The 25,524-nt window shown below is 59.5% G+C and carries 25 protein-coding genes and 1 pseudogene; 8 read left to right on the top strand and 18 right to left on the bottom strand.

Translation table 11 applies throughout. From position 1 onward, the window contains the following. The 6 genes and pseudogenes from ACK3CV_RS08730 to ACK3CV_RS08705 all read right to left on the bottom strand — a co-directional run. Positions 1 to 270: pseudogene (locus tag ACK3CV_RS08730) on the bottom strand (ankyrin repeat domain-containing protein); the annotation flags it as partial. Continuing rightward, complete coding sequence (locus tag ACK3CV_RS08725; protein ID WP_164140770.1) at positions 267 to 1,742, bottom strand: DUF8093 domain-containing protein; 1,476 nt, start codon at positions 1,740 to 1,742, stop codon at positions 267 to 269. The gene ACK3CV_RS08725 and the pseudogene ACK3CV_RS08730, both read right to left, overlap by 4 nt. 381 nt (positions 1,743 to 2,123) lie before the next feature. Beyond that, on the bottom strand, positions 2,124 to 2,474 hold the full coding sequence (locus ACK3CV_RS08720; protein WP_164140768.1) for a hypothetical protein: 351 nt from the start codon (positions 2,472 to 2,474) through the stop codon (positions 2,124 to 2,126). 184 nt (positions 2,475 to 2,658) lie between these two features. Next, entirely contained in the window at positions 2,659 to 3,351 is a 693-nt protein-coding gene (locus ACK3CV_RS08715; protein ID WP_164140766.1) for a beta/alpha barrel domain-containing protein, read from the bottom strand. Positions 3,352 to 3,383: 32 nt separating this feature from the next. Continuing rightward, entirely contained in the window at positions 3,384 to 4,385 is a 1,002-nt protein-coding gene (pdxA, locus tag ACK3CV_RS08710; RefSeq protein ID WP_060419796.1) for a 4-hydroxythreonine-4-phosphate dehydrogenase PdxA, read from the bottom strand. Further along, positions 4,382 to 5,551: a four-carbon acid sugar kinase family protein gene (locus tag ACK3CV_RS08705; protein WP_489009824.1), complete on the bottom strand. Its 1,170-nt coding sequence runs from the start codon at positions 5,549 to 5,551 to the stop codon at positions 4,382 to 4,384. The genes pdxA and ACK3CV_RS08705 overlap by 4 nt, the downstream gene beginning before the upstream one ends. A 58-nt stretch (positions 5,552 to 5,609) precedes the next feature. Here ACK3CV_RS08705 and ACK3CV_RS08700 point away from each other — a divergent pair, with 58 nt between their 5' ends. Then, on the top strand, positions 5,610 to 6,515 hold the full coding sequence (locus ACK3CV_RS08700) for a LysR family transcriptional regulator (protein WP_204280359.1): 906 nt from the start codon (positions 5,610 to 5,612) through the stop codon (positions 6,513 to 6,515). Positions 6,516 to 6,570: 55 nt separating this feature from the next. On the opposite strand, the gene eco is transcribed toward ACK3CV_RS08700, so the two are convergent. Continuing rightward, positions 6,571 to 7,083 carry a serine protease inhibitor ecotin gene (eco, locus tag ACK3CV_RS08695; RefSeq protein WP_033637803.1) on the bottom strand — a complete coding sequence of 171 codons (513 nt, stop codon included), beginning with the start codon at positions 7,081 to 7,083 and terminating at the stop codon, positions 6,571 to 6,573. Positions 7,084 to 7,225: 142 nt separating this feature from the next. Next, complete coding sequence (locus tag ACK3CV_RS08690) at positions 7,226 to 8,071, bottom strand: 5'-methylthioadenosine/S-adenosylhomocysteine nucleosidase (protein ID WP_164140831.1); 846 nt, start codon at positions 8,069 to 8,071, stop codon at positions 7,226 to 7,228. A 146-nt stretch (positions 8,072 to 8,217) separates the two neighbouring features. Here ACK3CV_RS08690 and ACK3CV_RS08685 point away from each other — a divergent pair, with 146 nt between their 5' ends. Both ACK3CV_RS08685 and ybjG read left to right on the top strand, forming a co-directional pair. Continuing rightward, entirely contained in the window at positions 8,218 to 8,952 is a 735-nt protein-coding gene (locus tag ACK3CV_RS08685; RefSeq protein WP_164140761.1) for a phosphatase PAP2 family protein, read from the top strand. Between the two features lie 5 nt (positions 8,953 to 8,957). Then, positions 8,958 to 9,563 (top strand): undecaprenyl-diphosphate phosphatase, encoded by a 606-nt coding sequence (gene ybjG / locus ACK3CV_RS08680; protein ID WP_164140759.1) that lies wholly within the window; start codon positions 8,958 to 8,960, stop codon positions 9,561 to 9,563. Positions 9,564 to 9,600: 37 nt separating this feature from the next. Here the strand turns inward: ybjG and ACK3CV_RS08675 are convergent, their stop codons facing one another. Beyond that, a complete protein-coding gene (locus ACK3CV_RS08675; protein WP_060427912.1) occupies positions 9,601 to 10,437 on the bottom strand; it encodes an aldose epimerase family protein in 837 nt (278 codons plus the stop codon). Between the two features lie 212 nt (positions 10,438 to 10,649). Between ACK3CV_RS08675 and deoC the strand changes: the two genes are divergently transcribed. The 4 genes from deoC (at position 10,650) to ACK3CV_RS08655 (ending at position 15,985) form a co-directional block, all read left to right on the top strand. Next, positions 10,650 to 11,330, top strand: a complete 681-nt coding sequence (gene deoC / locus ACK3CV_RS08670; protein ID WP_033637798.1) for a deoxyribose-phosphate aldolase — start codon at positions 10,650 to 10,652, stop codon at positions 11,328 to 11,330. Between the two features lie 152 nt (positions 11,331 to 11,482). Then, positions 11,483 to 12,247 (top strand): DNA-binding transcriptional repressor DeoR, encoded by a 765-nt coding sequence (gene deoR / locus ACK3CV_RS08665; protein WP_086579337.1) that lies wholly within the window; start codon positions 11,483 to 11,485, stop codon positions 12,245 to 12,247. 979 nt (positions 12,248 to 13,226) lie between these two features. Then, the gene (locus ACK3CV_RS08660; RefSeq protein ID WP_004938697.1) at positions 13,227 to 14,525 is read left to right on the top strand and encodes an HAAAP family serine/threonine permease; all 1,299 of its coding nucleotides are present in this window, start codon (positions 13,227 to 13,229) and stop codon (positions 14,523 to 14,525) included. 92 nt (positions 14,526 to 14,617) lie between these two features. After that, positions 14,618 to 15,985: an L-serine ammonia-lyase gene (locus ACK3CV_RS08655; RefSeq protein ID WP_164140758.1), complete on the top strand. Its 1,368-nt coding sequence runs from the start codon at positions 14,618 to 14,620 to the stop codon at positions 15,983 to 15,985. Positions 15,986 to 16,039: 54 nt separating this feature from the next. Here the strand turns inward: ACK3CV_RS08655 and ACK3CV_RS08650 are convergent, their stop codons facing one another. The 9 genes from ACK3CV_RS08650 to ACK3CV_RS08610 form a co-directional block, all read right to left on the bottom strand. Next, a complete protein-coding gene (locus ACK3CV_RS08650; protein ID WP_164140756.1) occupies positions 16,040 to 16,705 on the bottom strand; it encodes a helix-turn-helix domain-containing protein in 666 nt (221 codons plus the stop codon). Beyond that, entirely contained in the window at positions 16,702 to 18,090 is a 1,389-nt protein-coding gene (locus ACK3CV_RS08645; protein WP_033637794.1) for an FKBP-type peptidyl-prolyl cis-trans isomerase N-terminal domain-containing protein, read from the bottom strand. The genes ACK3CV_RS08650 and ACK3CV_RS08645 overlap by 4 nt, the downstream gene beginning before the upstream one ends. After that, a complete protein-coding gene (locus ACK3CV_RS08640; RefSeq protein ID WP_033637793.1) occupies positions 18,087 to 18,509 on the bottom strand; it encodes a hypothetical protein in 423 nt (140 codons plus the stop codon). The genes ACK3CV_RS08645 and ACK3CV_RS08640 overlap by 4 nt, the downstream gene beginning before the upstream one ends. 24 nt (positions 18,510 to 18,533) lie before the next feature. Next, positions 18,534 to 19,088, bottom strand: coding sequence for a fimbrial protein (locus ACK3CV_RS08635; protein WP_033646700.1), 555 nt, complete (start codon positions 19,086 to 19,088; stop codon positions 18,534 to 18,536). A gap of 50 nt (positions 19,089 to 19,138) precedes the next feature. Then, the gene (locus ACK3CV_RS08630; protein WP_164140829.1) at positions 19,139 to 19,777 is read right to left on the bottom strand and encodes a fimbrial protein; all 639 of its coding nucleotides are present in this window, start codon (positions 19,775 to 19,777) and stop codon (positions 19,139 to 19,141) included. 71 nt (positions 19,778 to 19,848) lie between these two features. Further along, a complete protein-coding gene (locus ACK3CV_RS08625; RefSeq protein ID WP_048321394.1) occupies positions 19,849 to 20,613 on the bottom strand; it encodes a fimbria/pilus periplasmic chaperone in 765 nt (254 codons plus the stop codon). An 81-nt stretch (positions 20,614 to 20,694) separates the two neighbouring features. Continuing rightward, positions 20,695 to 23,229, bottom strand: a complete 2,535-nt coding sequence (locus tag ACK3CV_RS08620; RefSeq protein WP_164140754.1) for an outer membrane usher protein — start codon at positions 23,227 to 23,229, stop codon at positions 20,695 to 20,697. A gap of 46 nt (positions 23,230 to 23,275) precedes the next feature. Then, on the bottom strand, positions 23,276 to 23,812 hold the full coding sequence (locus tag ACK3CV_RS08615; protein WP_033654626.1) for a fimbrial protein: 537 nt from the start codon (positions 23,810 to 23,812) through the stop codon (positions 23,276 to 23,278). A gap of 78 nt (positions 23,813 to 23,890) precedes the next feature. Further along, positions 23,891 to 24,412 carry a fimbrial protein gene (locus tag ACK3CV_RS08610; protein WP_025302212.1) on the bottom strand — a complete coding sequence of 174 codons (522 nt, stop codon included), beginning with the start codon at positions 24,410 to 24,412 and terminating at the stop codon, positions 23,891 to 23,893. Between the two features lie 665 nt (positions 24,413 to 25,077). Here ACK3CV_RS08610 and ACK3CV_RS08605 point away from each other — a divergent pair. Next, positions 25,078 to 25,407 carry a hypothetical protein gene (locus ACK3CV_RS08605; RefSeq protein WP_033637788.1) on the top strand — a complete coding sequence of 110 codons (330 nt, stop codon included), beginning with the start codon at positions 25,078 to 25,080 and terminating at the stop codon, positions 25,405 to 25,407. The last annotated feature ends 117 nt before the right edge of the window (positions 25,408 to 25,524 follow it).

The following is a 25,524-nucleotide window of genomic DNA, read 5'->3' as shown; positions in this document are numbered from 1 at the left end:
CCGCTCTGGCGTGTTCTTGTCAAAGATAGCGTTATTTATCGCCCAGAACAATAAGGTCATTTCTTCCTTAGCTGGACGATTTAAGATCTCTTTGTTTACTGATGACAACAGTTTATCCAACTGCGGCCTATCACCATCATAAATGGCTTTGGCAATGTCCAATTGCTGACCGTCAAAATAATCCTGTGGTTGTAAATCCATACCTTGTTCGCACCCCTGTATGATGAGCATAGACACTACCATCGTGATAATGAGAATAAGCTTTTTCATATTCTTCCCTTGATTGTGGCAATGTCATCGTCTTTTTCATTTTCAATGCATTGTATCGCCTGGTCTATACCGTGCTTATCCAGCAGTGAGCCTGTTCCACCGGGAAGCGTGTGTTTAACCCCTACGGCGTCAGGAGCCAACATGGACAACCGCTCTTTCGCCATCACCGCGGGCGGATAAAAATTGAGGTCTTTGGCATCCTCCCACAAATCAACCTCCTGCAGCTTAGTCAATAGCTCCCCTTTTACGCGATACGCCTGAATATTATCGGCGCTGCCTATTATCGAACCGCCGTATTTTTCTACGGTTCCCGCATTCAGACCTGCTGCATTAAACGTCCATGCCGGTTTACCGCTGGCCATGGAAGCCGCAGACGCCATGCCCCCACCCAGCGAATGGCCCGATATCCCAACATCGCCTTTGATTGCTTTGCCGATATTAACCGCTTTTTTGTAGTATTCAGAATTAAGCCCTATTCCCTGAGCACCATTGTTTGTCCAGTCGCTCAGGTTTTTAACGCCTGACAGGTCGCCTTTTAATAAAGCTTTTTGAACTGCAGTGCTTATTCCTTCCGGGAGTTCAGGCGCACGCGATCCTCGAAACACCACCGTCGGACTCATCGCTTTACCAAAGATACTCTCGTCTGGTTGATAAACTCGGGCTAAAAAATCAGGATTTATCGGCTTGTCATAAAGCATTTTACTGTCCAGACCAAGCCTATTTAAAGCTCGCTCGTCATTACTGATATCTTTCCAGCCCTCCGGTACTCCAGGTAGTTCGCCTAGTGAATCGGTGGTCTTGTAAACATTCTCAGCCAGCTTCGCTTTTTCGACCGCGACGTTGTTCTCCGCCAATCGCTGTGCCGCCATGCGCGCATCCGGGTAAATGCTGCGGTTGCCTCGCCCTATCAGGTACTGGCGCTCTTGCCAGCGTTCTGCCTTAGTCATCGGACGGATGGCCTTTACCGTGGCGGCAACGGTTGCCACTGCGGTAGCGATGGCTTGCTGCAGAGGGGGATTCCGTGTCGTATTCTGCCTCGCCGGCAGCACCGTCGGTTTTGCCCGCCGGCCATAGCGGCTGACCATTTCTTCATAGCGGGCGATCACGCGCCCTGTAGGATAAAAGGCAGGAAGAGAGCTGCCGGGATAGCGCTGTAATCGGCCTTCCGCGTCGACGTAAAACGCGTATTTGGTCGGCGTCCAGGAGCCCATTCCCTCATCAATCGCCAGCAAGCCGCCCCGATTGAGATCATCGAATACGCTGCGCTTCACAGCCGCGTCCTCACGATAACCGGTGACGCCAATACCGGATTGAGTATTACGGGTTATGGAATACCGGCTGCTTATCGATATGCCGGCTGCGCCGCCGAACAGATAATGCCGTTCCAGCTCATGGCGCGCTTGTGTCGGGGTGAGTATCCGGGAGAAACTTTCCGGCGCCGTGTGTTCAGAAAAGAGAGAGAGCAGCTTCATACGGCACCAGCCCGTACGTCGCTTCCCTGAGGCGGCGTTCCGGCCCCTTTCCTTGTCACCTCGCCGAGATTTAGCGAACGATAACGCATTGGATATCCTTATCTTGCAGGTCACTGCATGTCCGTGAATGTTCGAAAAACTAGCACAATTCAGCAAAGATTGCTTTGTTGTCTTGCTGTTCACACCGTAACGCTTGGTGGAGGAAATCCATGCAATGGCGTTTTTCGGCAGCGGCGTCTGGCATACGCCATAGGAAAATAAATCTCAGATAAAAGCCTGGCGGAAAATCAGAAGGGATATAGAGAAAAAGAAAAATGGCACACCCGACGTTGCTGGGCTGCTTTTGCTGCGCCGGCCCCAGGCCGGCGCAGCAATGCCCGTTTAGAACCGCTGTTTGATAGGTTCATCACTGTTCAGGTTGCCGTTGGCCTGCGCTTCCCCGCAGGTGGTTGGGCCAAAGGCCACCACTTTGCCGTCGTTGTTTCTGAAGCCGACGTAGAACGGCGTCACGGTGCCGTTCGGCAAGCGGTGGTTATAGTCGTGGCACACGCCCTGGCCGTTCAGCGTCGGCCGGGTGGCGATCGGCGCGCCGAAATCCCGGCTTACCGAGCGCTTGTCGGCGCCGACGTGAAAAGCGTCGGCGATCTTTTGATCGCGCAGCAGGCTGAAGGTATCGCAGCCGGTTAACAACAGGCTCACCGCCACAACGGCACTCCCTAACCCTTTAATCATTTTTCACTCCCTCTATATATATTGAACCTGGCGGCAATTACGCTGTGTTGCCGGGTAAACGTCGGCGAGCGCCCAAGGGCGTGCCTGCTCGCAAGAGCATTAAAAAAGAGAAGCCATGCAAATTAATGTTTCAACGAATGAGGTAACTGCCCCATCGCCCTGGAAAGAACCGAATGGAGACGCGTTACAGTTTGCGGATCACATTGCCAATCAGGCATTTCACCGCGTTGATTTGCGCCGTCAGCCCCGGCTTTTCGGCGGGAAACACGCCGTCCAGCGCCGCGGTACCGACGGTGAAACCAACCGCATTGCCCGTCACCACGGCGGCGATGCGCTCTTCTCGGTCGATAGACCCGGCGATATAAACCGGTTTGTCGACCGCATCGCACACCCGCCGAATCAACGTCGGCACGTCGCCGGCAAAGCGGTAGGCCAGCAGATCCAGCCCTGTCACGCCCGGTAAAGCGGCGCGCTGGCGGGCGCTGGCGACAATGTCTTCGATGTCACCTTCCAGCACGCTGGGGTGGCCGCTGATGCGGCCGGCGAACGGATAGTAGCGCAGGCCAGACTGACGAATGATCGGCAGCACGCTTTCCGGGCGCGTTCCCCCCATCAATACATCAACGCCCAATTCCAGCGCCGCGCGCGCCGAATTCATCTCGCTTTCCTCATCCAGGCTGACCACTTCCAGATACGCGGTGGCGCCGCCGGCGTGGATCGCCTGCGCCAACTGTTTGAGTTGATCCAGCGGCAGGCCGATATCCTTAAAGCCGATATGCTTCACGCCGGCAGCCAGCACTTCTGGCAGCCGCGCTTGCGCATCGGGCACCGTGCTGTCGTTGCGCGTCAGCATGAAAATAAACTCGGGTGTGTGCATGGTGTTTCCTTATTGTCTTCAGGTGATATGAGTTATTGGGCGCGCAGCATTTTTTCCGCCTGCCGGAAGGCGTACAGCAGGCTGGCGTGTTCCGCCCGTCCGCTGCCCGCAATATCGAACGCCGTACCGTGGTCGACCGAGGTGCGGATAAACGGCAGGCCGACGGTGACGTTAACGCCGTGATCCACCCCGAGATATTTCACCGGGATCAGGCCCTGGTCGTGATATTGGGCGACCACAATGTCGAACTCCCCGCGCCGGGCACGCATGAAAACGGTATCGCCGGGCCAGGGGCCGCTGACGTCCAACCCCTGTTCCCGCGCCAGGGCGATGGCGGGCACGATGACGTCAAGATCTTCGCGGCCGAACAGGCCGTTTTCACCGGCGTGCGGATTCAGGCCGGCCACCGCAATGCGCGGTTTCGCTATGCCCAACGCCCGACAGGCTGCCTGCGCCAGATGAAACGCGCGCAGCTCGTTTTCCACGGTCGCCGCGTCGATGGCGTCCCGCAGCGAAACGTGAATGGAAACCAGGATCACCCGCAGCTCGTCATTGGCCAGCATCATGGCGAAGTCCTGGGTGCCCGAGCGCGCCGCCAGGATCTCGGTGTGCCCCGGATAATCGATCCCCGCCAGGCGCATCGCTTCCTTGTTCAGCGGCGCAGTGACGATGCCGGCGATGCGCCCCGCCAGCGCCAGATCGATGGCGGCAACCACCCAGGCATAAGACGCCGCGCCCGCGCGCTGATCGAGCCTGCCGAGGGGCAAGTCCGCCGGCAGCGCAACGCCGGCGGAATAAACGGCGGTCTCCCCCCGCCGCCAGGCTTCGTCCCATCCCGCCAGCGAGGCGGGCAGTTCGCGGATAGGCAGCGTCAGCCCCAGACTGGCCGCCGCGCGCGCCAGTGCGCCGGCATCGCCAATCACCACATAAGGCGTGCTCAACCGCTCTGTGGCCGCCAGTTTGGCGATGATCTCCGGCCCGATGCCGGCGGGATCGCCCATGGTTATCGCCAGCGGCAAGGTGGAAAGGGTCATCGTTCTTCTCCTTCTCGGTCAGCGCGCAACCGGGTTACGCAGTTCAACAACGTACCGGCCCGGCCAAAACCGCCCGCCTTGGTGGCAAACGGCAGCCTGCGGCCAGGCAGATTTAACAACCCGAAAGGCACGCCGGGTTCCACCTCGCCGAACAGCGTCAATGAGCCGGCCGCCATGGCGTCGACAATGCGCCGCGCGGTATCGCCGCCGGTCGCCACCAGCCCATCGAAGGCTGGCGTGCAACGGCTGACGACCGCGCCCAGCGCAGCGGCATGGTCCGCCGCACCCGCTCGCGCCCGGGGCGACATCAGGCAAACCACATCGGCACGCGCAAACGCCGCTCGCACCTCTTGCGCTACCGCCTCGGGATCGGCCGCTTCAGGCACCGTGACCAGCACCGCGCCCGCCTGCCGCAGGCTTGTCAGCTGGGCGTCATTCGCCGGATGCAGGCTGCCAATCGCCACCAGCACTTTGCTGGCTCTCAGCGGCGGTTGAGCGGGCGGCGCGTTCTTCTCAAGAGACAACGCACGCGACAGCGCCGCCGCCAGGCCCGGCGATCCCACCCACACCACCGGTTCGGCAATGCCGATCCGCCTCACGACCTCATCCAACTCGCCGTTGTCTGCGGCGTCGAATACCTGAAAACGCGTCGGCTCCAGCCCCGCCATGCGCTCCATGACGTAGCCGGTGACGATCGGGTTCTTCGGATCGCGTGCAAAGGCGGTCTGCTCCAGCGCGACGCCGTCGACGTATTGCCGGCCGCCCACCGTGGTGCGGCCGGCATCCGGGAAGGCCGGCGTGACGATAGCGAGACGGCGCCCGCTGCCCGTCAGCGCCCCGCGCGTTTCCGGCCCCAGATTGCCGCGCAGGGTGGAATCGATCGTTTTGTATATGAGGCGCGCCGGTTTCACACTGGCGGCGGCATGGCGAAAACGCCGCTCCGCCTGCTCCGGCGAAACGAAGCGGGAATCTAAATCGAAGGCGACGATCTCAGCGCCCTGCAACGCGGCATCGGGCAGGCGCAGCATGACGCAGGCGCTCAGTCCGCGCGCGGCGAACGGGGCCGCGCCGTCGAGCGCGCTGGTAAGATCATCGGCGAGAATGGCAATCATCGCAGTTACCCGTAAGTGGAAAGTGATGCACACTTTGGCGGATTTGGCTGGCAATAAAAAACGATTTGCGTAGTATCGATGATTGATAAAAACTCAATCAAAAGGGGGCGCAGTGCGTCAACGAAGGTTGCCTAACCTGGCGGTATTGCGGGCTTTCGAAGCTACGGTGCGGTATGGCAGCGTGTCAAAAGCCGCCAAATCACTCAACGTCACCGACGGCGCCGTCAGCCGTGCGGTGCGCGAATTCGAGCAGACCCTGGGATTCGCGCTGTTTCAGCGCACCAGCCGCATGGTGCACCCGACGCCGCAGGCGCAAGAGCTGGCGAGCGAGATAGGCCGGGGGCTGGACAACCTGCAGTCGGCGATCGACCGCGCCTGTCGGCATCATCAGAATCGCCCGTTGGTGATCTCCTGCGAGCCGACCTTTCTGATCCGCTGGCTGATCCCGCGCCTGGCCGGTTTGCAGCAGGCGGTGGGGAAAGAGCGCGATCTGCAGCTGGTCTCCGCCGGCGGCGCCGTCGCCTTCTCGCGCGAAGGCATCGATCTGGCGATTCGCCGCAACGATTTCCCGATCGCCGACGACGTGCTCGCCCGCCCGTTCCTCAAAGAACGGGTCGGCCCGGTATGCCGCCGGGAGCATGCCGCGGCGGGGCGTGAACTGCACGGCACCCTGCTCCACACCGAGACGCGACCGTTCGCCTGGCGCGACTGGTGCGCCCACAGCGGCTTCGAGATCCAGCCGGGCAACGAGCTGCGTTTCGAACATTTCTATCTCAGCCTGCAGGCGGCGGTCGCCGGCGCCGGTATCGGCATCGGCCCTTTGGCGCTGGTGGCGGATGACATCGTCAACGGCGCGCTGGTGGCGCCATATGGCTTTGCGCCTGACGGGACGGATTACGTGCTGATGACCCAGGCCGACGGCCAGGAGGATGCGATATTCTCAACGGTGTTGGATTGGCTGATCGCCATGGGGGAAGAAACCGAACGGGCGGTATTGGCGGGCGGAAAGAAAGCGTAACGGGGAAAAGTCTCCGCCTGCCGCGCAGGGCAAGCGGAGCGGCGTCAGGCGGCGATTACTTCTGCTCGGCCTGGCTTACGGTATCTTCGGCTTTCCAGATGCGGTATTTCACTTCCGCGTCTTTCGGCGCATACACCACGATCGGCAGGCGGCTGTTGTAGCGCTGCATCGCGGCGTCGCCCAGGTTGGCGGCGATGAATTGCTTGGTCTTGGTGTTATCCGGGCAGCCCATCATGGTCGAGGCCGGTTCAGAGAGCTTCTCCAGCACCAGATAATCGTAGCCCCAGCCGGACAGGGTTTTGGTTTCCAGCGTGCCGCCGATCATGTGGCGGTTGCAGTCCACCTCCAGCGTCTTGCCGATCAGCAGCTCCACCTTGTAGTTCTCTTCGTGCTCTTGCTTCGGCAGGTAGATCACCTGGCGATTCATGCCCTTTTCGGCTTTCGGGTAAGGCGCGACCTTTTCCAGCGGCTGTTTGCTGATATCCGCGTCATCGCCAGAGGTAGCCGCCATAGCTCCGGCGGAAACGGCCATCAGCAGGCCGGAAAATACAACGGATGCCTTATTCATGTTTTATCCCTACACGTTTTGTCAAATAATCCGCCTATAAACTAATACACTACCGCCAAGCCCGCCACAGGTTTAATCTTCTTTACAATAGGCGATAAATAGTGACAATCGCCTGATATCGTCGATTAACCGAAGCAATGGCTCAGTGTTTCTTCAGGTTGGCGATATAGGCCTTCACCACCTGATAAACATAATCCTGGCATGCCAGCCCGGTTTGCGGATCGTATTTGCCCTGATTGGTGATGTTGTTGGACAACACGCGAATGCCGACGAACGGCACCTTGAATTCGGCGGCGATCTGCGCGGCGGAGGCGGTCTCCATCTCTTCGACCGAAGTTTGATAGCGGTCGTGGAAATAGCGAATGCGGTCCAGCTCGCTGTTCCACACGTCGGCCGAGCCGATCACCCCTTCCACGACCTTGCCCTGTCGGTAATCGCTCTTAACGCTTTGCGCAATCGCCAGCAGGTTGGGGTCGGCGGGAAACTGGCGCAGGCTGTGCGCCTTTTTGTCCTCGCCGGCGCTGCCTTTGGAAGCCAACAGATCCATCGGCTGCCACTGCCGCGAGTCGCTGCCTGCCCCCAACGCCTTGGCCGGCGTTTTGAACGCCCCGAGATTGACCGAATATTTGCCCAGCACGATGTCATATACTTTCAGTGCCGGATCATGGCCGCCGGCGGTGCCCTGGTTGATGATCGCCACCGGGTGAAACTGCGTGGCGGCGATCGCCGTGGCCGCCGCGGCGTTGGCCATGCCCTTCAGCGTCTCCGACACCACCACCGGGTAGCCGTCTACGGTGCCGTGCCAAAAGCGCCAGCCGCCAATCTGCTCCTCGCGCGGGTTCTCCAACCGCTGGGCGAAACGTTCCGCCTCTACCGGCATGGCGCCCTGCACCACGATCGGCCCGGTGGCCGCAGGTTGGCCAAAGCTCAGCGGAGAAAAGGCCGCACCGGCGGCCGCCAACAGTAAGACACGCGCTTTATTCTTCATCACCACACTCTCATCCCAAAAAAAGCAAACGATTACCTTAGCCGAAGGCGGTAACGTCGGATAGGGTTTTCTTACCGGCGGACTAAGGTTTTCTTAAGACGGAATGATTACAGTGGCGCTATTCAATCCTGCCACCGAGCCTGCGCGTGAATCCAGAATCGTCATTAAATCAATCCTCAACGGCACCGCAAATTAAGACAACCGCCCTTTACTCCCTGCCGGCATCCTTTTACCGTTGGCAGGTTTTTGGCCTGCTGATCAGCGGCCTGCTGTTCCTGTGGCTCTCCCGCAGCGAACAGCTGGACTGGGCGATCGGCAACTTTTGGTACGATCCCGCCAGCGGGCATTTCCCGTGGCAAAACAATGATTGGCTGGATCTGATCAACCACCGCCTGCTGAAGCAAATAGTGATCGTCGGGGCGGTACTGGCGCTGTTTTGGGGCATCTATCGCCGCAGCGCGCGCCTGATCGTCAGCATGTTGCTTCTCGGCATCGGCCCGCTGGTGGTGGGCATTCTCAAGGCCACCAGCGCGCACTCCTGTCCGTGGGATCTGATCGAGTACGGCGGCAAGGCGATGTCCTTCCCGTTGTTCGGTGCGGTGCCGGCGCTGCCGGGCCCCGGCCGCTGTTTCCCCGGCGGGCACGCCTCGAGCGGTTTCGCGGTCATGGCGTTGTTTTTCCTGTTTTATCCGCAGCGCCCGCGCCTGGCCTGGTGGTGCTGGTGCGGCGGCATTGCGCTCGGCATGTTGATGGGCTTTGGTCAGATCATGCGCGGCGCCCATTTTCTTACCCATAACCTGTGGGCGGGTTGGTGGGTTTGGTTAAGCCAGTTGGTTATTTATTGGATGGTTAGCGGCTATTGGTGCCGCAAGATGAGGTAACGGTTATGGAGCAGTTAAACCATGTTATTTTCGCCTGGATCAATGCGACCCCGGCGTCTCCCGAGTGGATGATCGATTTCGCCACCTTTTTGGCGCGCGATCTGATCATTATCGTGCCGCTGCTGATCGTCGGCCTGTGGCTGTGGGGGCCGCAAAGCCAGCTGGTTTCACAGCGCGAAGTGGTGGCGAAAACCACGATCGCGCTGCTGTTCGCCATGCTTGCCGCCTCCGCTATCGGCGCGCTGCTGCCGCATGAGCGCCCATTCGTCGCCGGCGTGGGGTATACCTTCCTGGCGCACGCGCCGGACAGCTCGTTCCCGAGCGATCACGGCACCGCCATCTTTACCTTTGCGCTGGCGTTCCTGTTCTGGCACCGGGTCTGGTCCGGTGCGCTGCTGATGATTGTCGCCGTCGGCATCGCCTGGTCACGCGTTTACCTCGGCGTACACTGGCCGCTGGATATGGTCGGCGGTTTCCTGCTCGGTCTGGTCGGCTGCCTGTTCGCCCAGCTGGTGTGGAATCTGTTCGGCGATGCCCTCGCCGACAAGCTGTCGCGCCTGTATCGTTTCCTGTTCGCCTTCGCCATTCGCCGCGGCTGGGTGAAAGAGTAACCGTACAACATGACCGGGGCATTACCGCCCCGTGATTTCACACCACGCCGGTGGTCACGCAGAACGCACGCGTTTTTCCCGCTCCCAGCATCACCCCCGCCTCACCCTCTGGCGCATTCGGGCGACAGTTCGCCGGCTGAACAAAGGCCAGCAGCCGCCGGTTGCCCTGAACGGCGATGCGCCGGAGGCCATAGTTGAATTGCCCGGTAGCGAAGCGCGTGACATAACGCCGGCCTTGTGGCGTCAGCATAAAGAACTCGGCCTGATCCACATAGCGCGTCAGATCGTCGGAGCACAGCAGTTCTTGCCCGATCGCATCCCCTAACAAAGCCGGCGTCGGCAGATTCTGGCGGAATACCGCGTCGGGAATGCAATCATAGTTGAGGCGACACACATAGCGCAGCGGCTGCGGCCGCTCGGCCAGGTTAGTGACCTTCATCTCTATGACGAACTGCGCGCTCTCGGCTGCCAAACGCAGCGCCGGGCCGATGCGCCAACGCCCGCCCAACCGCTCGCCTTCGCCATGCAACGTCAGCTCATCGCCCGTCAGCTGCAGCCACACGCGCTGCATCTGCAGCGGCGCGCCGTCGTGGCTCGGCCAGGCGGGGCAGAACGCCGCGTCGTCTGCGCGCTTTCTCCCGAGACCGCGGGCGCTGCGGCGGCCCGATTTCAATGAATAACCGTCAAACTCGGCGTCCCAAATCGCCAGGCCCTCATACGGCAAGACCGTCAGCGCGCCGCGGCAGTTCGCCAGCGTCAGCATCGGCCCGCGTTCTGCGCAGCGATGCGCGCTCACCGCGAAATCCGCATTGCGGAACAGTTCCTGCCGATGCGCCCCGAAAGCTTCAGGATCCAGTTCGATGTTGATCTTCATCTTTTTTCCCTCGACGTTGCGCCCGCGCAGGCCGCGAGCCGTTAAATGTTATTTAAATAACAAAACTCCGCCTTTAAGTTATACGTATAACGGCCTGTTCGCGACGATCTCGTCGACATTTTTTAAACATCGCTAGGTTTATCGGCATCTGAATGTTATTATTTTCACATTACCCATCCGGCTTACTGTCTTAACTTCACTAAGGAATCGCGATGACCACCGAAAACATCGATTACGCCAGCTACGTTGACCACACCCTGCTGGCGATGGACGCCACCGAACTGCAGATCGCCAAACTGTGCGAAGAAGCGCAGCAGCACAACTTCTATGCGGTATGCGTCAACTCCGGCTACGTGCCGCTGGCGGCCCAGCTGCTGCAGGAAAGCACCGTGAAAGTCTGCTCGGTGATCGGCTTCCCGCTGGGCGCCGGCCTGACCGTCGCCAAAGCCTTTGAAGCCAAAGCGGCGATCGCCGCCGGCGCGCAAGAGATCGATATGGTGATCAACGTCGGCTGGCTGAAAAGCGGCCTGCTGGACGAAGTGAAAGCCGACATCGCCGCCGTGCGCGAGGTTTGCGCGGCGATCCCGTTGAAGGTAATATTGGAAACCTGCCTGCTCAGCGATGCGCAGATCGTCCAGGTTTGTGAAATGTGTCGCGAACTCGATGTCGCCTTCGTGAAAACCTCTACCGGCTTCAGCACCGGCGGCGCTCGGGAAGAGCACGTCAAACTGATGCGCGAGACCGTGGGCAGCGAAATGGGCGTGAAAGCTTCCGGCGCCGTGCGCGATCGCGCCACCGCCGAGAAGATGATCAACGCCGGCGCCACGCGTATCGGCACCAGCTCCGGCGTCGCCATCGTATCCGGCGCCCAGCCGGCGGCGGGCAGCTACTGATCGTCGGCATGCCCTGACGGGCATAGCCAATACACAACGATGCGGGACAATACGGGCGGCCAATGCGGCCCGATATTGCCCCGCATCGTTGTGTTTAACGCCGGAAACGCCGGCACGCCCTTTACCTCTACTACCTGTGGGAAGACGGATCTATGGAAACGCGGCGCGAAGAACGTATCAACCGGTTAGTTCAGGCGTTAAAACGCGCTGACAAGATCCACCTGAAAGAAGCCGCCGTGCTGCTGGGGGTCTCGGAGATGACCATTCGCCGCGATCTGAGCGCCGAACCGGCGGCGGTGGTGCTGCTCGGCGGCTACGTGGTGACCGATCCGCGCAGCAACGGCGTCACCAACTACTTCGTTTCCGATCAAAAAGCCAAGCAGGTGACGGAGAAACGGCGCATCGGCCTGCTGGCGGCGCCGTTGATCAATGAAAACGACACGGTGTTTTTCGACTGCGGCACCACCACCCCGGCGATCATCGACGCCATCGCCGACGAGCTTACCTTCACCGCCGTGTGTCATTCGCTGAATACCTTCCTGGCGCTGCAGGACAAACCGAACTGCAAAGTGGTCCTGTGCGGCGGTGAGTTCAAGCCGAACAACTACATCTTTTCCAGCGTCGGCGGCCGCAACGAGCTCGATCACATCTGCCCGAACATCGCCTTTATCTCCGCCGCCGGCCTCAGCCTGCAGCACGGCGCCACCTGCTTCAACTTCGACGAGCTGGAGATGAAGCATCGCGCCATGGCGATGGCGCAGCAAAAGATCCTGGTGGCGGATCACAGCAAGTTCGGCAAAACCAAACCGGCCTGCATCGGCCCGCTGACGCAGTTCGATCGGGTGATCAGCGACCGCCAACCGGACGCCGACTTCATGGCGTTCTTCAACGACAACGCCATCGCTACCCGCTATTAATTCGCCTTCTGCGCCGTCGAAACCGACGGCGCACCGCTGCAATCCCCTTCTTTTCCCGCCCGAAAATGAACAAATAATGCGCAATCGATTCGCGTTTTTCGCTTATCCGCACGCAACATCAGGTTAATAAAATGCAACAGGTCACCCGGGTGATTATTTTCTCGCAGGCTAAACCCGCTGCCGGCTGGGTAAATTAACGACTATTTATGGCTTTTATATGATAAATCGCGCCAAAGGCCGCGATGTTTAAATAAACGGCGGTTTAAGCGGTTGCAGCAAATATCGCCAATACCTGTTAGGCATCTGTTATTTATATGATGAATGGTTACGCATTTCTATCCGCTAACCACGTAAGTAATTTCCCTTCGTTATTAACGGCGGTTTTCATTAAAAACCATTTAAAAACAAATCGATGAATGAAATTTTACTTACAAATACAATGTGATCCACATCACTAAAACTGCTTAATCCGGGTTTTTCGCTAGATCCAAAACCACGCATAAAATATATTGCTCGGCTTGCTGCTGAGCACAGCGCTTTATCCGGCTAATTATTGTACAAACCGCATAATCGCAGAAATTATTATGAGAGCGTTCTCAGCACAAAATCTTACACAAATGTGCAACAAATGCGCGAAAAATCGATAAAAAAGCAGATAACTGCACATATTGCGCATTTGAGAGCAGGATCACGGTTGTTTCTACTGTAAATCGTTATCTTGCCGCCAACAAAAATCGACAGGCAAAGACCTGTCGGTAGCGGTAACGACTTTTATCGCCCGTGACGGTGAAAAGTCTTTAGTGAATTACCCGGCGCTGTGCCTTGGTAATGAACACAATAAACAACCAGGGGGACGCCAAAACATCCCCGCAAGCAACACCTGATTCTTACCGCAAGCGTTGCCTGAATAGGACGTTTGACGGTTTAACCTTAAGTTTTGCCTTTTAATTTTAAATTCGTGTTCACTTCGGAGATATTTATGGACACTACACAGACCGGCACAATTGCCTCTGCGGCCTCGGGCTCCAGCAGTACCTGGCGTAAAACGGATACCATGTGGATGTTGGGCCTGTATGGCACCGCCATCGGCGCAGGCGTCCTGTTCTTGCCAATCAACGCCGGCATCGGCGGTTTGATTCCTCTGATCATTATGGCCATCATCGCTTTTCCGATGACCTTCTTTGCCCACCGCGGCCTGTGCCGTTTCGTTCTGTCCGGCAAAAATCCCGGTGAAGACATCACCGCCGTGGTAGAAGAGCACTTCGGCATCACCGCCGGTAAACTGATCACCCTGCTGTACTTCTTCGCCATCTACCCGATTCTGCTGGTTTACAGCGTGGCGATCACCAACACCGTCGACAGCTTCATCACCCACCAGTTGGGCATGACGTCGCCACCGCGCGCCATCCTGTCGCTGATCCTGATCGTCGGCCTGATGACCATCGTGCGCTTCGGTGAGCAGGCCATCGTGAAAACCATGAGCATCCTGGTCTTCCCGTTCGTCGCGGTGCTGATGCTGCTGGCGGTGTATCTGATCCCTAACTGGACCGGCGCCATCTTCGAAAACGTGTCGCTGTCCGGCAGCGGTACCGGCATGGGCCACGGCCTGATCATGACCCTGTGGCTGGCGATCCCGGTAATGGTGTTCTCCTTCAACCACTCGCCGATCATCTCCGCCTTCGCCGTCGCCAAACGCGAAGAGTACGGCGCAGACGCCGAGAAGAAATGCTCCCGCATTCTGGCCTACGCACACATCATGATGGTGCTGACCGTGATGTTCTTCGTGTTCAGCTGCGTGCTGAGCCTGACGCCGGAAAACCTGGCGGAAGCCAAGGCGCAGAACATCTCGATTCTGTCTTACCTGGCTAACCACTTTAATAACCCGATGATCGAGTACATCGCGCCGGTTATCGCCTTCGTCGCCATCACCAAATCGTTCCTGGGCCACTACCTGGGCGCGCGTGAAGGCTTCAACGGCCTGGTTGCCAAGTCGATGAAGAGCCGCGGCAAAACCGTCAGCACCGCCAAGCTGAACCGCATGACCGCTATCTTCATGCTGGTGACCACCTGGATCGTCGCCACCCTGAACCCAAGCATCCTGGGCATGATCGAAACCCTGGGCGGCCCAATCATCGCCATGCTGCTGTTCCTGATGCCGATGTATGCCATCCGTAAAGTGCCTGCCATGCGCAAGTACAGCGGCCACATCAGCAACGTGTTCGTGGTTGTGATGGGTCTGATCGCCATCTCTGCTATCGTGTTCAGCCTGCTCGGCTAATCACGTCCGGCCGGCGCCGCTGCGCGCCGGCCCTCCCGCACTCCCCCATTTCCCGTATTCACCGCCTGAAACCTGAAGAAGGAGGCGAGACCATGGTCAGCGTTTTCGATATTTTCAAAATTGGCATCGGCCCATCCAGTTCCCACACCGTTGGCCCGATGAAAGCCGGCAAACAGTTCGTCGACGATCTGATCGCCCACCAGCAGTTGCAGGACGCCACCCGCGTGGTGGTCGACGTGTACGGTTCGCTGTCGTTGACCGGTAAAGGCCACCACACCGATATCGCCATCATCATGGGCCTGGCCGGCAACCTGCCGCACGCCGTGGACATCGACAGCATTCCCGGCTTTATCCGCGACGTAGAACAGCGCGGCCGCCTGCCGCTGGCCAACGGCCATCACGAGGTAGATTTCCCGCAGCACGGCGGCATGAATTTCCACAGCGATAACCTGCCGCTGCACGAAAACGGCATGCGCATCCGCGCCTTCGCCGGTGAGCGCCTGCTGCACAGCAAAACCTATTACTCGATCGGCGGCGGTTTCATCGTCGACGAAGAGCACTTCGGCCAGTCCGCCGAGGGCGCCACGCCGGTGCCCTACCCGTTCAAATCGGCGCACGATCTGCAGCAGCATTGCAAAGACACCGGGCTGTCGCTGTCCGGCCTGGTGATGCAGAACGAGCTGGCGCTGCGCAGCAAGGCCGATATCGACGCGCACTTCGCCGACGTCTGGCAGGTGATGAGCGCCGGTATCGAGCGCGGCATCAACACCGAAGGCTTGCTGCCCGGCCCGATGAAGGTGCCGCGTCGCGCCGCCGCGCTGCGCCGCATTCTGGTGACCGGAGACAAGAACAATATCGACCCGATGAACGTGGTCGATTGGATCAACATGTTCGCGCTGGCGGTCAACGAAGAAAACGCCGCCGGTGGCCGCGTGGTCACCGCACCGACCAACGGCGCCTGCGGCATCATTCCTGCGGTGCTGGCTTACTACGACAAGTTCATCCGTCCGGTAAACGCCAACTCCTACACCCGTTACTTCCTGGCATCCGGCGTGATTGGCGCGCTGTACAAGATGAACGCCTCGATCTCCGGCGCCGAAGTGGGCTGTCAGGGGGAAGTGGGCGTGGCCTGTTCGATGGCGGCGGCCGGGTTGACCGAGCTGCTGGGCGGCAGCCCGGCGCAGGTGTGCATCGCGGCGGAGATCGCCATGGAGCACCATTTGGGGCTGACCTGCGATCCGCTCGCCGGCCAGGTTCAGGTGCCCTGCATCGAGCGTAACGCCATTTCCGCCGTCAAGGCGGTCAACGCCGCACGCATGGCGATGCGCCGCACCAGCGAACCGCGAGTTTGTCTGGATAAGGTGATCGAAACCATGTACGAAACCGGCAAAGACATGAACGCCAAATACCGCGAAACCTCACAGGGCGGGCTGGCGATCAAGGTCGTAGCCTGCAACTGACTGCCACGGCGAGGCACTTAAGGCGCCGGCCGCTCCGATTGGGCCGGCGCTGTCTCAGTGCTGCGCCTTCCCTGCCGCAATGCCAGGCTGAATGCCTGCTCGCGCCCCCACGGCGCCGGGACGGGCGCTGTGCCGCAGCCAACCGTAAAGTTCGGCATTACGCCGGAATCCCATCTTGCGCATAACGCTCATCTTGTGATTGCTGACGGTTTTCACGCTGATGTCCAGCATCCGTGCGATTTGCGTCACTCCCATCTCCCGCGTCATGCAGCGCATGATCTCCTGTTCGCGCAGCGTCAGGCCTCGGTGCTGGCATACGCAGTTCATGCCACAACTCGGCCTGCCCGGCCATTTGCTGCGCCGCTCCAACTCGGCGTTCACCTGATACAGCGCCGATACCAGCGGCGTATCGTGGTAAATGACGCCGGCCTCCAGCGCGCAGCGGGTGCCGAAGGTGCGTTTATGCCGCACCTCCGGCGTTCGCAACGAGAAATACAGCGTTTGGCGCCCCGCAGCCTGCGTCTCAAAGAAGTGACAAAAACAGCTTTGCACGCCGGGCGGAAAATAGCAGAACACCAGATCGGCTTCGTGAACCTGCTGCGCATCCAGTAACAGCGTGCGCTTGCCGTAAGTGCTGAAGTGCAGCGCCAGGGCCTCCTGCCAACCAGCGCTGAAGTAACGGTTTTCATCAAATAGCGCGATTTTTATCATGGTGTTCATCCCTGCCCTCCCGCCGTGTCGGCTTCCCGTTTAACCGCCTTGGCACCCTTTGCCGGTGCCTGGCTGTTGTCGATGCGTAATTCATAAACCATGGTGGCGTTGGGCGGCACCTTCGGCGGATAGCCGGTTTCGCCGTAGGCCAGCGCCGGCGGCACGACCATCGTCAGCGAACCGTGGTTATGCAGATGGCTTATCGCCTCCCGAAACAGCGGCGGATATTCGGACAGCGGTTGCGACAGCACCTTGCCGCTCAGTTCCATATCCTGGATCACCGTGCCGTCGGTCAGTTTCTCCTTCACCACCACATCGACCACCGCCGTTGGCGCCAACGCCCCCTCCCCGGCGTAATCCACCCGATACCAGAAGCCCATCGCCGACGGCTTAACGCCCTTTTGTTGACGGAACTGCGCCAGGTAATCTTCGTCACGCCGCCGCTGTTCGTTAACGCGTTTCTCACGCGCGGCCACGGCGGCGGCATCCGCCTGCGCCGTCAGCGCATTCAGTTCATCCGGCGGCAGCTGCAAACGCCCCGACACGCTATCGATGACGCCCGCCAACAGGCTGTCGCGATCCACCGGTACGCCCCAGCTTTGACGCTCCGCCACAACCCCCTGAATGTCGCGCCCCAGCGCACTGCCCGCCGCGTAGGACAAACGCTTGCGTTCATCCTTCAACTGCTCCGGCGTCATCTCCCATTGCAGCCGCTGATGCAGCGCCAACAGTGCCTCGCGCGCCTGCTGGGTCGCCTTCTGCTCAGCGGCTCGCTTCTGCTCACTCGCTTCCAACGCGGCGCGCAGAGCGTGCAGCGCCTCCTGGTGCTCGCGCTGGCGTTGTGCAAGCGTCTGTGCCGATGCCTGTGCGGCGGACTCCAGCTCGCTGGCGCGCCGTTCGGCCTGCATCGCCGCCGCTTTGGTTTTGGCGGTTTCCTGCGTCGCCTGACGCAGCAGCGCCTCGGCGCGCTGGGCATCGGGCGAACCGCGCCAGGCGGCGCCAAGCCCGGCGATCCACTGCTGCAGCGTTGACGAGTCCGGCAACGTCGCGACGGGTGGCGCCGCTTTCTCCGCCCGCAGCGCGGCAAGTTCCTGGCGCAACATCGTCAGTTCCATTCGCTGGCGCGCCAGCTGTTGGTCACGCGCCAATAATGCCTGGCTCAGCGTAAAAGCTTTGGCCGGTGAAGCCGGCTGTTGGGTGTCCGACGGGCGCTTCGCCGGCTCACGCTTTTTTTGCCCCGACGCGCGGTCGGCGGGCGCCGCGTTTTCGCTCTTCGGCCCGGTGCTCTGCCGTTGATACTGCTCGGCAAACTGCAGCAGCGCCGGCACGCCGTCGTCCGCCTGCGCAACGCCGGTGAACAGCAGAGCGACACAGCCGAGCAGACGCAGCCTCATTTAATCTGCTCTCCGCGATCCGCCAGCCCGGTCAACACCGCCTGATTCACCCCGGCGCACAGATAGTTGACCTTGTAGCGATACAGCGCATCCACCGTCTCCTGCGTGTCGCCGTTTACCCGCGCGCGCAGATTGGCGTACTGCGAAGCGCCGCTCATCAGGCTGTCGAAGGCCTGTTTATAGCGCTGATACTGCTTCTCGTTGATGGTGCGCAATGCGCCCAGTTGCTGCTGGCACTGCTGCAGCTGCTCGGCCTCACGCTGCTTGCGCAAAGCCTCTTCTGACGGCGCTTGCACAGCCTGATTTTGGGTGTTCACGGCGGGTTTGCCCGATTTTTGGTTTTGACAGGCGGCGGCGCTCAACGCCAACAGGCACAGCAGGCCCATGCGCAGGGTGCGATTGAGGGGCTTTATCATCATTGCGTTTTTTGTCCTTGTAGACGCTTATTCGTATTCCAGCGTAAAAGTGGCCACCGCGCTGAAGGTGCCGCGGCCAATGGTCTTCGTTTGGATAGCCTCCGGTTCCCCCTGCACATAGGCCTGCAGCGTGAGCGTGGTGTTGCCGGCATTCAGGCGGAATTTATCGCTGGCGCGATTGAGCGGCAGCGCCTTGCCGCTGCTGTCCTCCAGCCCGATGCCGATCCCCGAGGCCAGGCTGCCGGCATCCAGCGCCAGCAGGCCGGGCAGTTTGGCGTTCTCGGTGCCGGTAAACGTAATGGCCACCGTATTGCCCAGGCTGAGATCGCACTCGGTCAGGTGCAACGCGAAGGTTTGGCTATGGGTGCGGGTGTTCAGATACAGGTATTTGTCGACGATGGTGCCGAAATCCAGTTGGATATCCTCATCTCCCGGCTGAATGACGCACGGCTCGGCCACCAGCGTCCCGTGAAAGCGCATGTTTTCCGCCGCGTCCGCCGGCTGCGCCATCATGCCGGCCACCATGACCATGCCTGCCCCCAACAGCGCGCTCCGGCGCCGGTTCGTCTCTGTCGCGCGCATGACGCCACTCCCTTTGGTTAGGCTTGCGCCGGCTCGGCGCAAGCGGCGTATTAGTCGTAATAAAGACGGAAATCGATCGCCGCACGGTAGGCGCCGGCGCTCAGCGTCGCCGGGGTGCGCACCGGCGTCACCGTATACGTCAGGGTGTTTTGCCCCGGCGTCAGCAAGATCGGTTTGTTACGCGCGCCGAGGCGCACCGGCAGGCCGCTGGCATCCGCCAACTGCAGCCCCAAGCCGGTAACGCCGGCGACCCTGACCAAACCCGGCGCGTCGTCATCCGCCGGCGCGGCAAACGCCACGGACACCGCAGGCTGGCTGCCGCTCCAGGCCAGCACCCCGGTCCAGGCGTCGCGGTTGCTCGCCGGCGCCCGCAGGCAGTCTTTCAGCGTCAGCTCGAACGCCACCGGCGTGCCGCGATCGCCCGGGCGCTGAAAATGCGCCGTTCCCGTCTCCCCCAGCCACACTTCCTGACGCGCGGTGGTCATTTCCAGGCTGCAGGCGCTTTCCGTCAACGCGCCGTAGACGTGGAGCGTGCCGTTCGCGCCCTCCACCTGCCAGTTGTCCACCGCGCGGGCCGGCGGCATCAGCACCAACATCGTGCCCGCCGTCAGCGGCACCATCAGCGCGGCCAACACCGTCAGGCCGATAGTGCGTCGCTGATGACGTTCATAGGCTTTTCCCAACAGCATGGGGCTCTTTCGTTGCATGATTCGTTCACTCCGCTGTGTTCACTCTGTCTTCCCTGCTGGCGCGCGGCTCGTCATTTAGCGACCGGCACGACCTGGCAGGCATTGCCGGCGCAGCGGAAGTTCAACTGCGGCCGCCCACCGTAATCGTTGATGTATGCCAGCGACGGCCCGTTGCCGAGGCTCGCGGCGGAGACGTTCAGCGGCGCGCTGGCCTTCGGCGCCACCATCAGCGGTTCAAAGCCCGCCGCCCCTTTCCCGCCCTTGCCGGCGCTCGCCTCAACGATCGTCACGTAATACGGGGTCGGGTTGTTCACCACGTACTTGTCGCCCTGCCGGGTCAGCGTCAGTTGCTCCTGCCACGGCGCCGCGTTCTTTTTCGGGGCGAGCGCCGCCGGGCGATAAAACATTTTGATGCGCGTCTGCAGCGCTATCTGCAGCGTGTTCGGCTTATTGCTGCGCGGCGGGATCTCGCGCAGGTTGAAGTAATACAGCGTCTCCCTATCCTGCGGCAGCTGACGCGCCGCCGGCAGCGACTGGATCTTCACCTGGCTCGGTTTGCCCGGTTCCACCCGCTGCACCGGCGGTAGCACGGTGAAAGGGCTTTGGATCTTGTTGCCGCGATCGTCTTCGATCCATCCCTGCGCCAGATACGGCAACTGTTTGTTCTGGTTACTGATGTTGAGACTGACCGTTTTCAGGTCGCCGTCGAAAATCACGCGCGTGCGATCCAGCGCGATGGCCGCATGAGCGGGCAGGCTGACCGCGCCGATCGTCAACGCGGCGGCGAGCGGGCCCACAAGGAAAACGGTCTTTCTGGTCATAGTCAGATTCATCATGTCTTCACGGTTCCAGTCGGCCGGAAGCGGACGAGCCCGCCCCGGCGGTTTAGCGGCGGAGCGGGCTCCGCCGGGTGTATGTCAGTTGGCGTCGACCGCCGGCTTGTCGCCGGCAAGGGGACGGCAAGGCAGCAGCAACGTGTTCATCAACATTTCGGCCGGCAGCGGCGCCGGCAGCTGGATTTCACACTGCGCCGCGCCGTTCCAGTGCACGCTCATGCGCTCGCCGGGATTGAGGCCAGACAGGTAAACGCTGCCGCCGTCATTGATGATGCCGGTCTCCTGTTTGCGGGCATTCAGCACCGTGGCGCCGAACGGCGGCTCGCTGCCGTCCGCCAGCTTGACGATCGCCATCGCCTTCTCGCCGGCAATCACCTCAAACTTGCGGTAGCCGATGGCCCCCTCGGTCAACGTGGCCTGCACCACCGAACGCGTCGCCTCGACGTTGTCGCTCAGGCTGTTGAGATCGATGCTGGCCTTGTTGCGGTAGTAGCTGTTTACATCCGCCACCACCGCCTTGCCGTAACGGTTGGTCAGCACCGTACTGCCGTAGCCACGCACCGGCACACCGGCGACGCCTTCGGTATCGAGCAGCAAACGCGTACCGCCCGGCGTATTGACGCGGTGCAGCACCGCCCCTTCCGCCGCCATTGTCAGGCCGCCCTGCGCGCCGATGCCGACGGCGCTGTAGCGGCCGGCCTGGTAGCTGGCGTTGGCGTTGATCTGCGCCATGTCGCCCTGATGGCTGTAATAACCGCTGGCCGTCGCTCCGCTGCGTGCGGCGCCGGCGCTGATCTGATAGTTGTTGTGTTCATCGACCCGGTTGTAGTACCCGACCCGGTGGGCGTTCTCTTCGCGATCGAGCGTCATGTTGTAACTGAGCGTGCCCGCGCTGCCCCAGGGCAGCGACAGCGACAGATACATCCCGTCGTCGTTGCGTTCGTTGTAACGGTTGCGATAGGCCGACAGCGACACGCTGACGTTCTTGAAATCGCCGATGTCGAAGTAGCGCGACACCATCAGGTTGTAACGATCGTTCGGCGCCCGATCCCAGTAGGTTTGGTGGCTGTAGTTGAGATAGGTGCTCAGCCCCAGATCGCGGAACTGTTTGTTGAAGGTGATGGTGTACATCTCCTTGCTCTTGCCGCTGCGCCCCCCTTCGTAACGCGCATCCAGGTAGTCCCCCATGCTCATGAAGTCTTCCTGAGAGAAGCGGTAACCGGCGAAGGTGACCTGGCTGTCGTATTCATCGAAGTTCTTCGAATAGCTCAGCCGGTACGAACCGCCGGTCAGCGTGCCATCCTGCGGCAAACGCGCACGCGACTGCGTGGCATCGAACGACAACGCCCCCAGCGCCATCAGATCGCGCCCGATCCCCAGCGACAGCGCGTTGTAATCGCCGCCGGCGATGCCCCCGCCGTACAGCGACCAGCCGTTGCTGATCCCCCAGGAGAACTCGCCGGTGCCGAACATCGGCCCGCGCAGATGGTGCCCCCACTCCGACGGCTTGCCCGTCGCCAGCTTGTAACGCACCGTACCCGGCCGCGTCAGATAAGGGATGTTGGCGGTGTTCATCTTGAACTCCTGCACGCTGCCGTCCTGCTCTTCGACACGCACGTCCAGCTCGCCGGAAACCGCATCGTTGATGTCCTGAATGCGGAACGGCCCCGCCGCCACCTGCGTTTCATACAGCACGCGCCCCTGCTGGCTGACCACCACCTTGGCGTTGGTTTTCGCCACGCCGGTCACTTCCGGCGCATAGCCGCGCAGGTTGGGCGGCAACATGCTGTCGTCGGATCGCAGACTGACGCCGGTAAAGCGCAGGCTGTCGAAAATGTCGGAGTTCAGGTAATCCTCACCCATCGTCAGCCGCGAACGCAGCGCCGGGATCGCCCGGTAGGCGTAATAGCGGCTCCAGTCGAACTGTTTATCGGTCGGCTGAGAAGAGCCGGTCTGATGGTTGAGGTTGGCCTGCCAGTCGGCACGCAGACGCCAGGCGCCCAGGTTGGCGCCGCCGGTGCCGTTGCCGCTCAGGCTGTAACTGCTGCCGCCCTTCTGATGTTTTTGCGTTTGGGCGTTGACGTTATAGTCAAACAGCAGCCCAGGAATACCATCATCCCAGCGCGAAGGTGGGTCCCAGTTTTCCGAGCTGTATTCCAGATAGGCCTGAGGAATGTTGAGATACAGCGAAGAGCTGGCAAGATCGCCGCGGGCTTCCATCCCCGCCAGGCTGGAGGCGTCAAGGCAACGGCCGCCGTGCGTCCAGTTCAGCGTACTTAACAGTTTTTCTTTCAGCCCCAGTTGGTTGACCAACTCCGGCGAAAGACAGGCTTCGCTGCCTTTAGGATCGTTCTCGGGCGCCATAAACGTCACCGGCTGTTCCGGCAGATCGTTCTTATTGACGTGCACCACCATGGTATAAACGCCCGGCATGATGTAGCCGCTGCGCGTGAATTGGCTCAGATCGATATTTTTGCGATCGTTGATGTCCAATACGTCGGTATTGAATTGAATCACGTCGGCGGCATAGACCAACGCGATTGGATTTCCCAGAGAAAGGGCAACGCAAAGCCCCAAGGCCTGAAGACGAAATAACTTCCCTGCCGGTGAAAGCATAATAAAGTCCTTTCAATAACGAATTAACCGTCAGTACGAGAAAAAATCAAAAATAATCCAGCTTAAAACGCACTGTGGAAAAATACGCTCCCACCTTCAACGGCTGGTGATTCGGCATCAACGTCATGGAATAATTCAGCACTCGGTTCCCCGGTATTATTCCCTCCATCGGCAAAGGTTTCCCTGGAATAACCGCCGTGCCGCTGCTGTCTTTTATCTCCAATGCAACGCCGCGCGCATCGCCCTGTACGCCAAACAGAGCGCCTTCCGCATAACCATCAAACGTGACCTGAAAGAATTTCCAGTCAGGCTTGTTTTCCGGCCGTTCCAAAATGCAATTGACCAATTCGATACTGAAAGGTTTAGTCATCCCCTGGCCGTCACGAATGATCTGCCCGAGAGGAATAGTGTCCATATCGATCGTCTGATCGCGGCTGCCGGCGGCAATGGCGCAGGCGGTGTCGATAATGGCGCCGTGCATGTTGACTTTGCCCCACCCCTGCGCGGCGGAAGTTGCATGGCCGGGCGCAAACGCCAACGACGCCAAAAGAACGGCACCCGCTCGATTCCTTGGTAAAAACATCGCGACATTCCTTTGACAGGGAGATTCACCAGGCATGCGGCGAACCCCATGCCTGGTTGATTAAGCCTTCGGGCTCACTTACTGATAAGCCAGGGTGAAATCGGCTACGGCAGTGAAATCGCCCGGAACGATGGCGGCGGAAGCGCCTTCGCCCTGCAGGTAGGCGGCGAAATGCAGGGTGTTATTGCCGGTATTCAGGGTCTGCGCGGTAGTCGCTTCACCCAGTTTGATCGGCTGGCCATTGTAAGAGATGGCTACGCCGGCGCCGCTGGCGGTGCCCGCGATACCCAACAGATCCTTGTCGGTGGACGATGCGACGCCGCTGAAGGTGGTTTTAACGGTTTTCAGCGTGGTGATGTCGCACTGCTCCAGTTTGATTTCAAACGGACGCGGGTTGGATTTGCCGCCGTTTTTCAACGCCACGTTGGAAACCTGGCCCAGATCTACGGTCTGATCGATCGACTCGGGCGCAATAGAGCATGGCGCATCAATAATAGAGCCCGTGAAGGTGACCTTACCGTGTCCCTGATCGGCTGCCTGTGCAAAAGAACTTGCGCCAAATGCAATCACTGCAGCCATCATGATTTTGTTAAGTTTCATAGAACCTATATTCCTTATAAGAAAAAATGCATATTCCAATCAAGAAAAAGAGCAACAGGAAACCTGCTCGCGCTTATATGTGCGCAGCCCTGATTCTTTAGCATCTTGCTGGTTGGTTAACTGCCAAAACCCAAAGGCATCGACAATAAATACGTCGATAACGGCAAGTCTGCAGCGGCCCACCCATTAATAAATTCGTCATATAAAAATAAACGAAATCACAACAAGCAGAGGCCAATACTTTCTAATCCGTCCTTCTTGTCCGGCGATGAATATTCTTGCAAATGCCTCTCAGCAAAAAAAGGCTTTTTTTGATCAAGGCGAACATTCGCAATTTATTTCCTAATTGAAGTTAATTTACTGTTATTTTTAGCCTCATAGATCGTAAAAGATACTTTTATAGAGCAATATCCTGTTTTTCTTGGATTCCCAAGTAATCAGATCGCAAAGTGGCACTTTGTGAATATAATAAACCAAAATTTTAGGTTTCAGCGTGACGCCACCCCTGCCTAAGCACAGGTAAAAACGGGGCGGGCAACGCCTTTTTTTTCAATCCTGATAAATAGATAGGAATTTTCTTTGTTCGCGTTTTACCTCGTTGTTGGTAGGCAGCGAAAGTTTGTTTTTTCTTAGGAATACGGCAATCGGAATACAGAGGAAGTGCTATGGAAGCGTTATCTCCGAAACAAAAGGAAATACGGCAATTGCAGCACGATCTGCTGCAAACATTATTCGCGCAGTCGCCCCGTAAGTGCCCTACCGGCGGGTTGCCGCCACAGCAGCAATGGCTATCGACGCGGCAACTGGCCAATGCCGTCAACGTCGGTGTTTACCGGGCGCGGCGGCTATTGCTGGATCTTGTCTCCCGGAAAAAAGTGATTGTGACGGACGGCTCTATCAACAACTCATTGAGGTGGTATCCCACCGCGTTGCTGAACGGTGATAACGACGGCATCTCCAACAGCGATGCCCCTCACTCCCCTTTAACGGAATAAATATGGCCAGCCGGCCTGATTGGCAATATTTCATTGCGGAGTAACGCCGCACACTATTTATATATATTGGGATATTATCGTGAGAAAAACAGCCCTGCTATTTTTACGTTGCTGCCT

The sequence above is a fragment of the Serratia sp. TSO36 genome (genome assembly GCF_057808395.1).
Note: the sequence above shows the minus strand (reverse complement) of the source record. Positions and strands in the feature narration are given on the sequence as shown.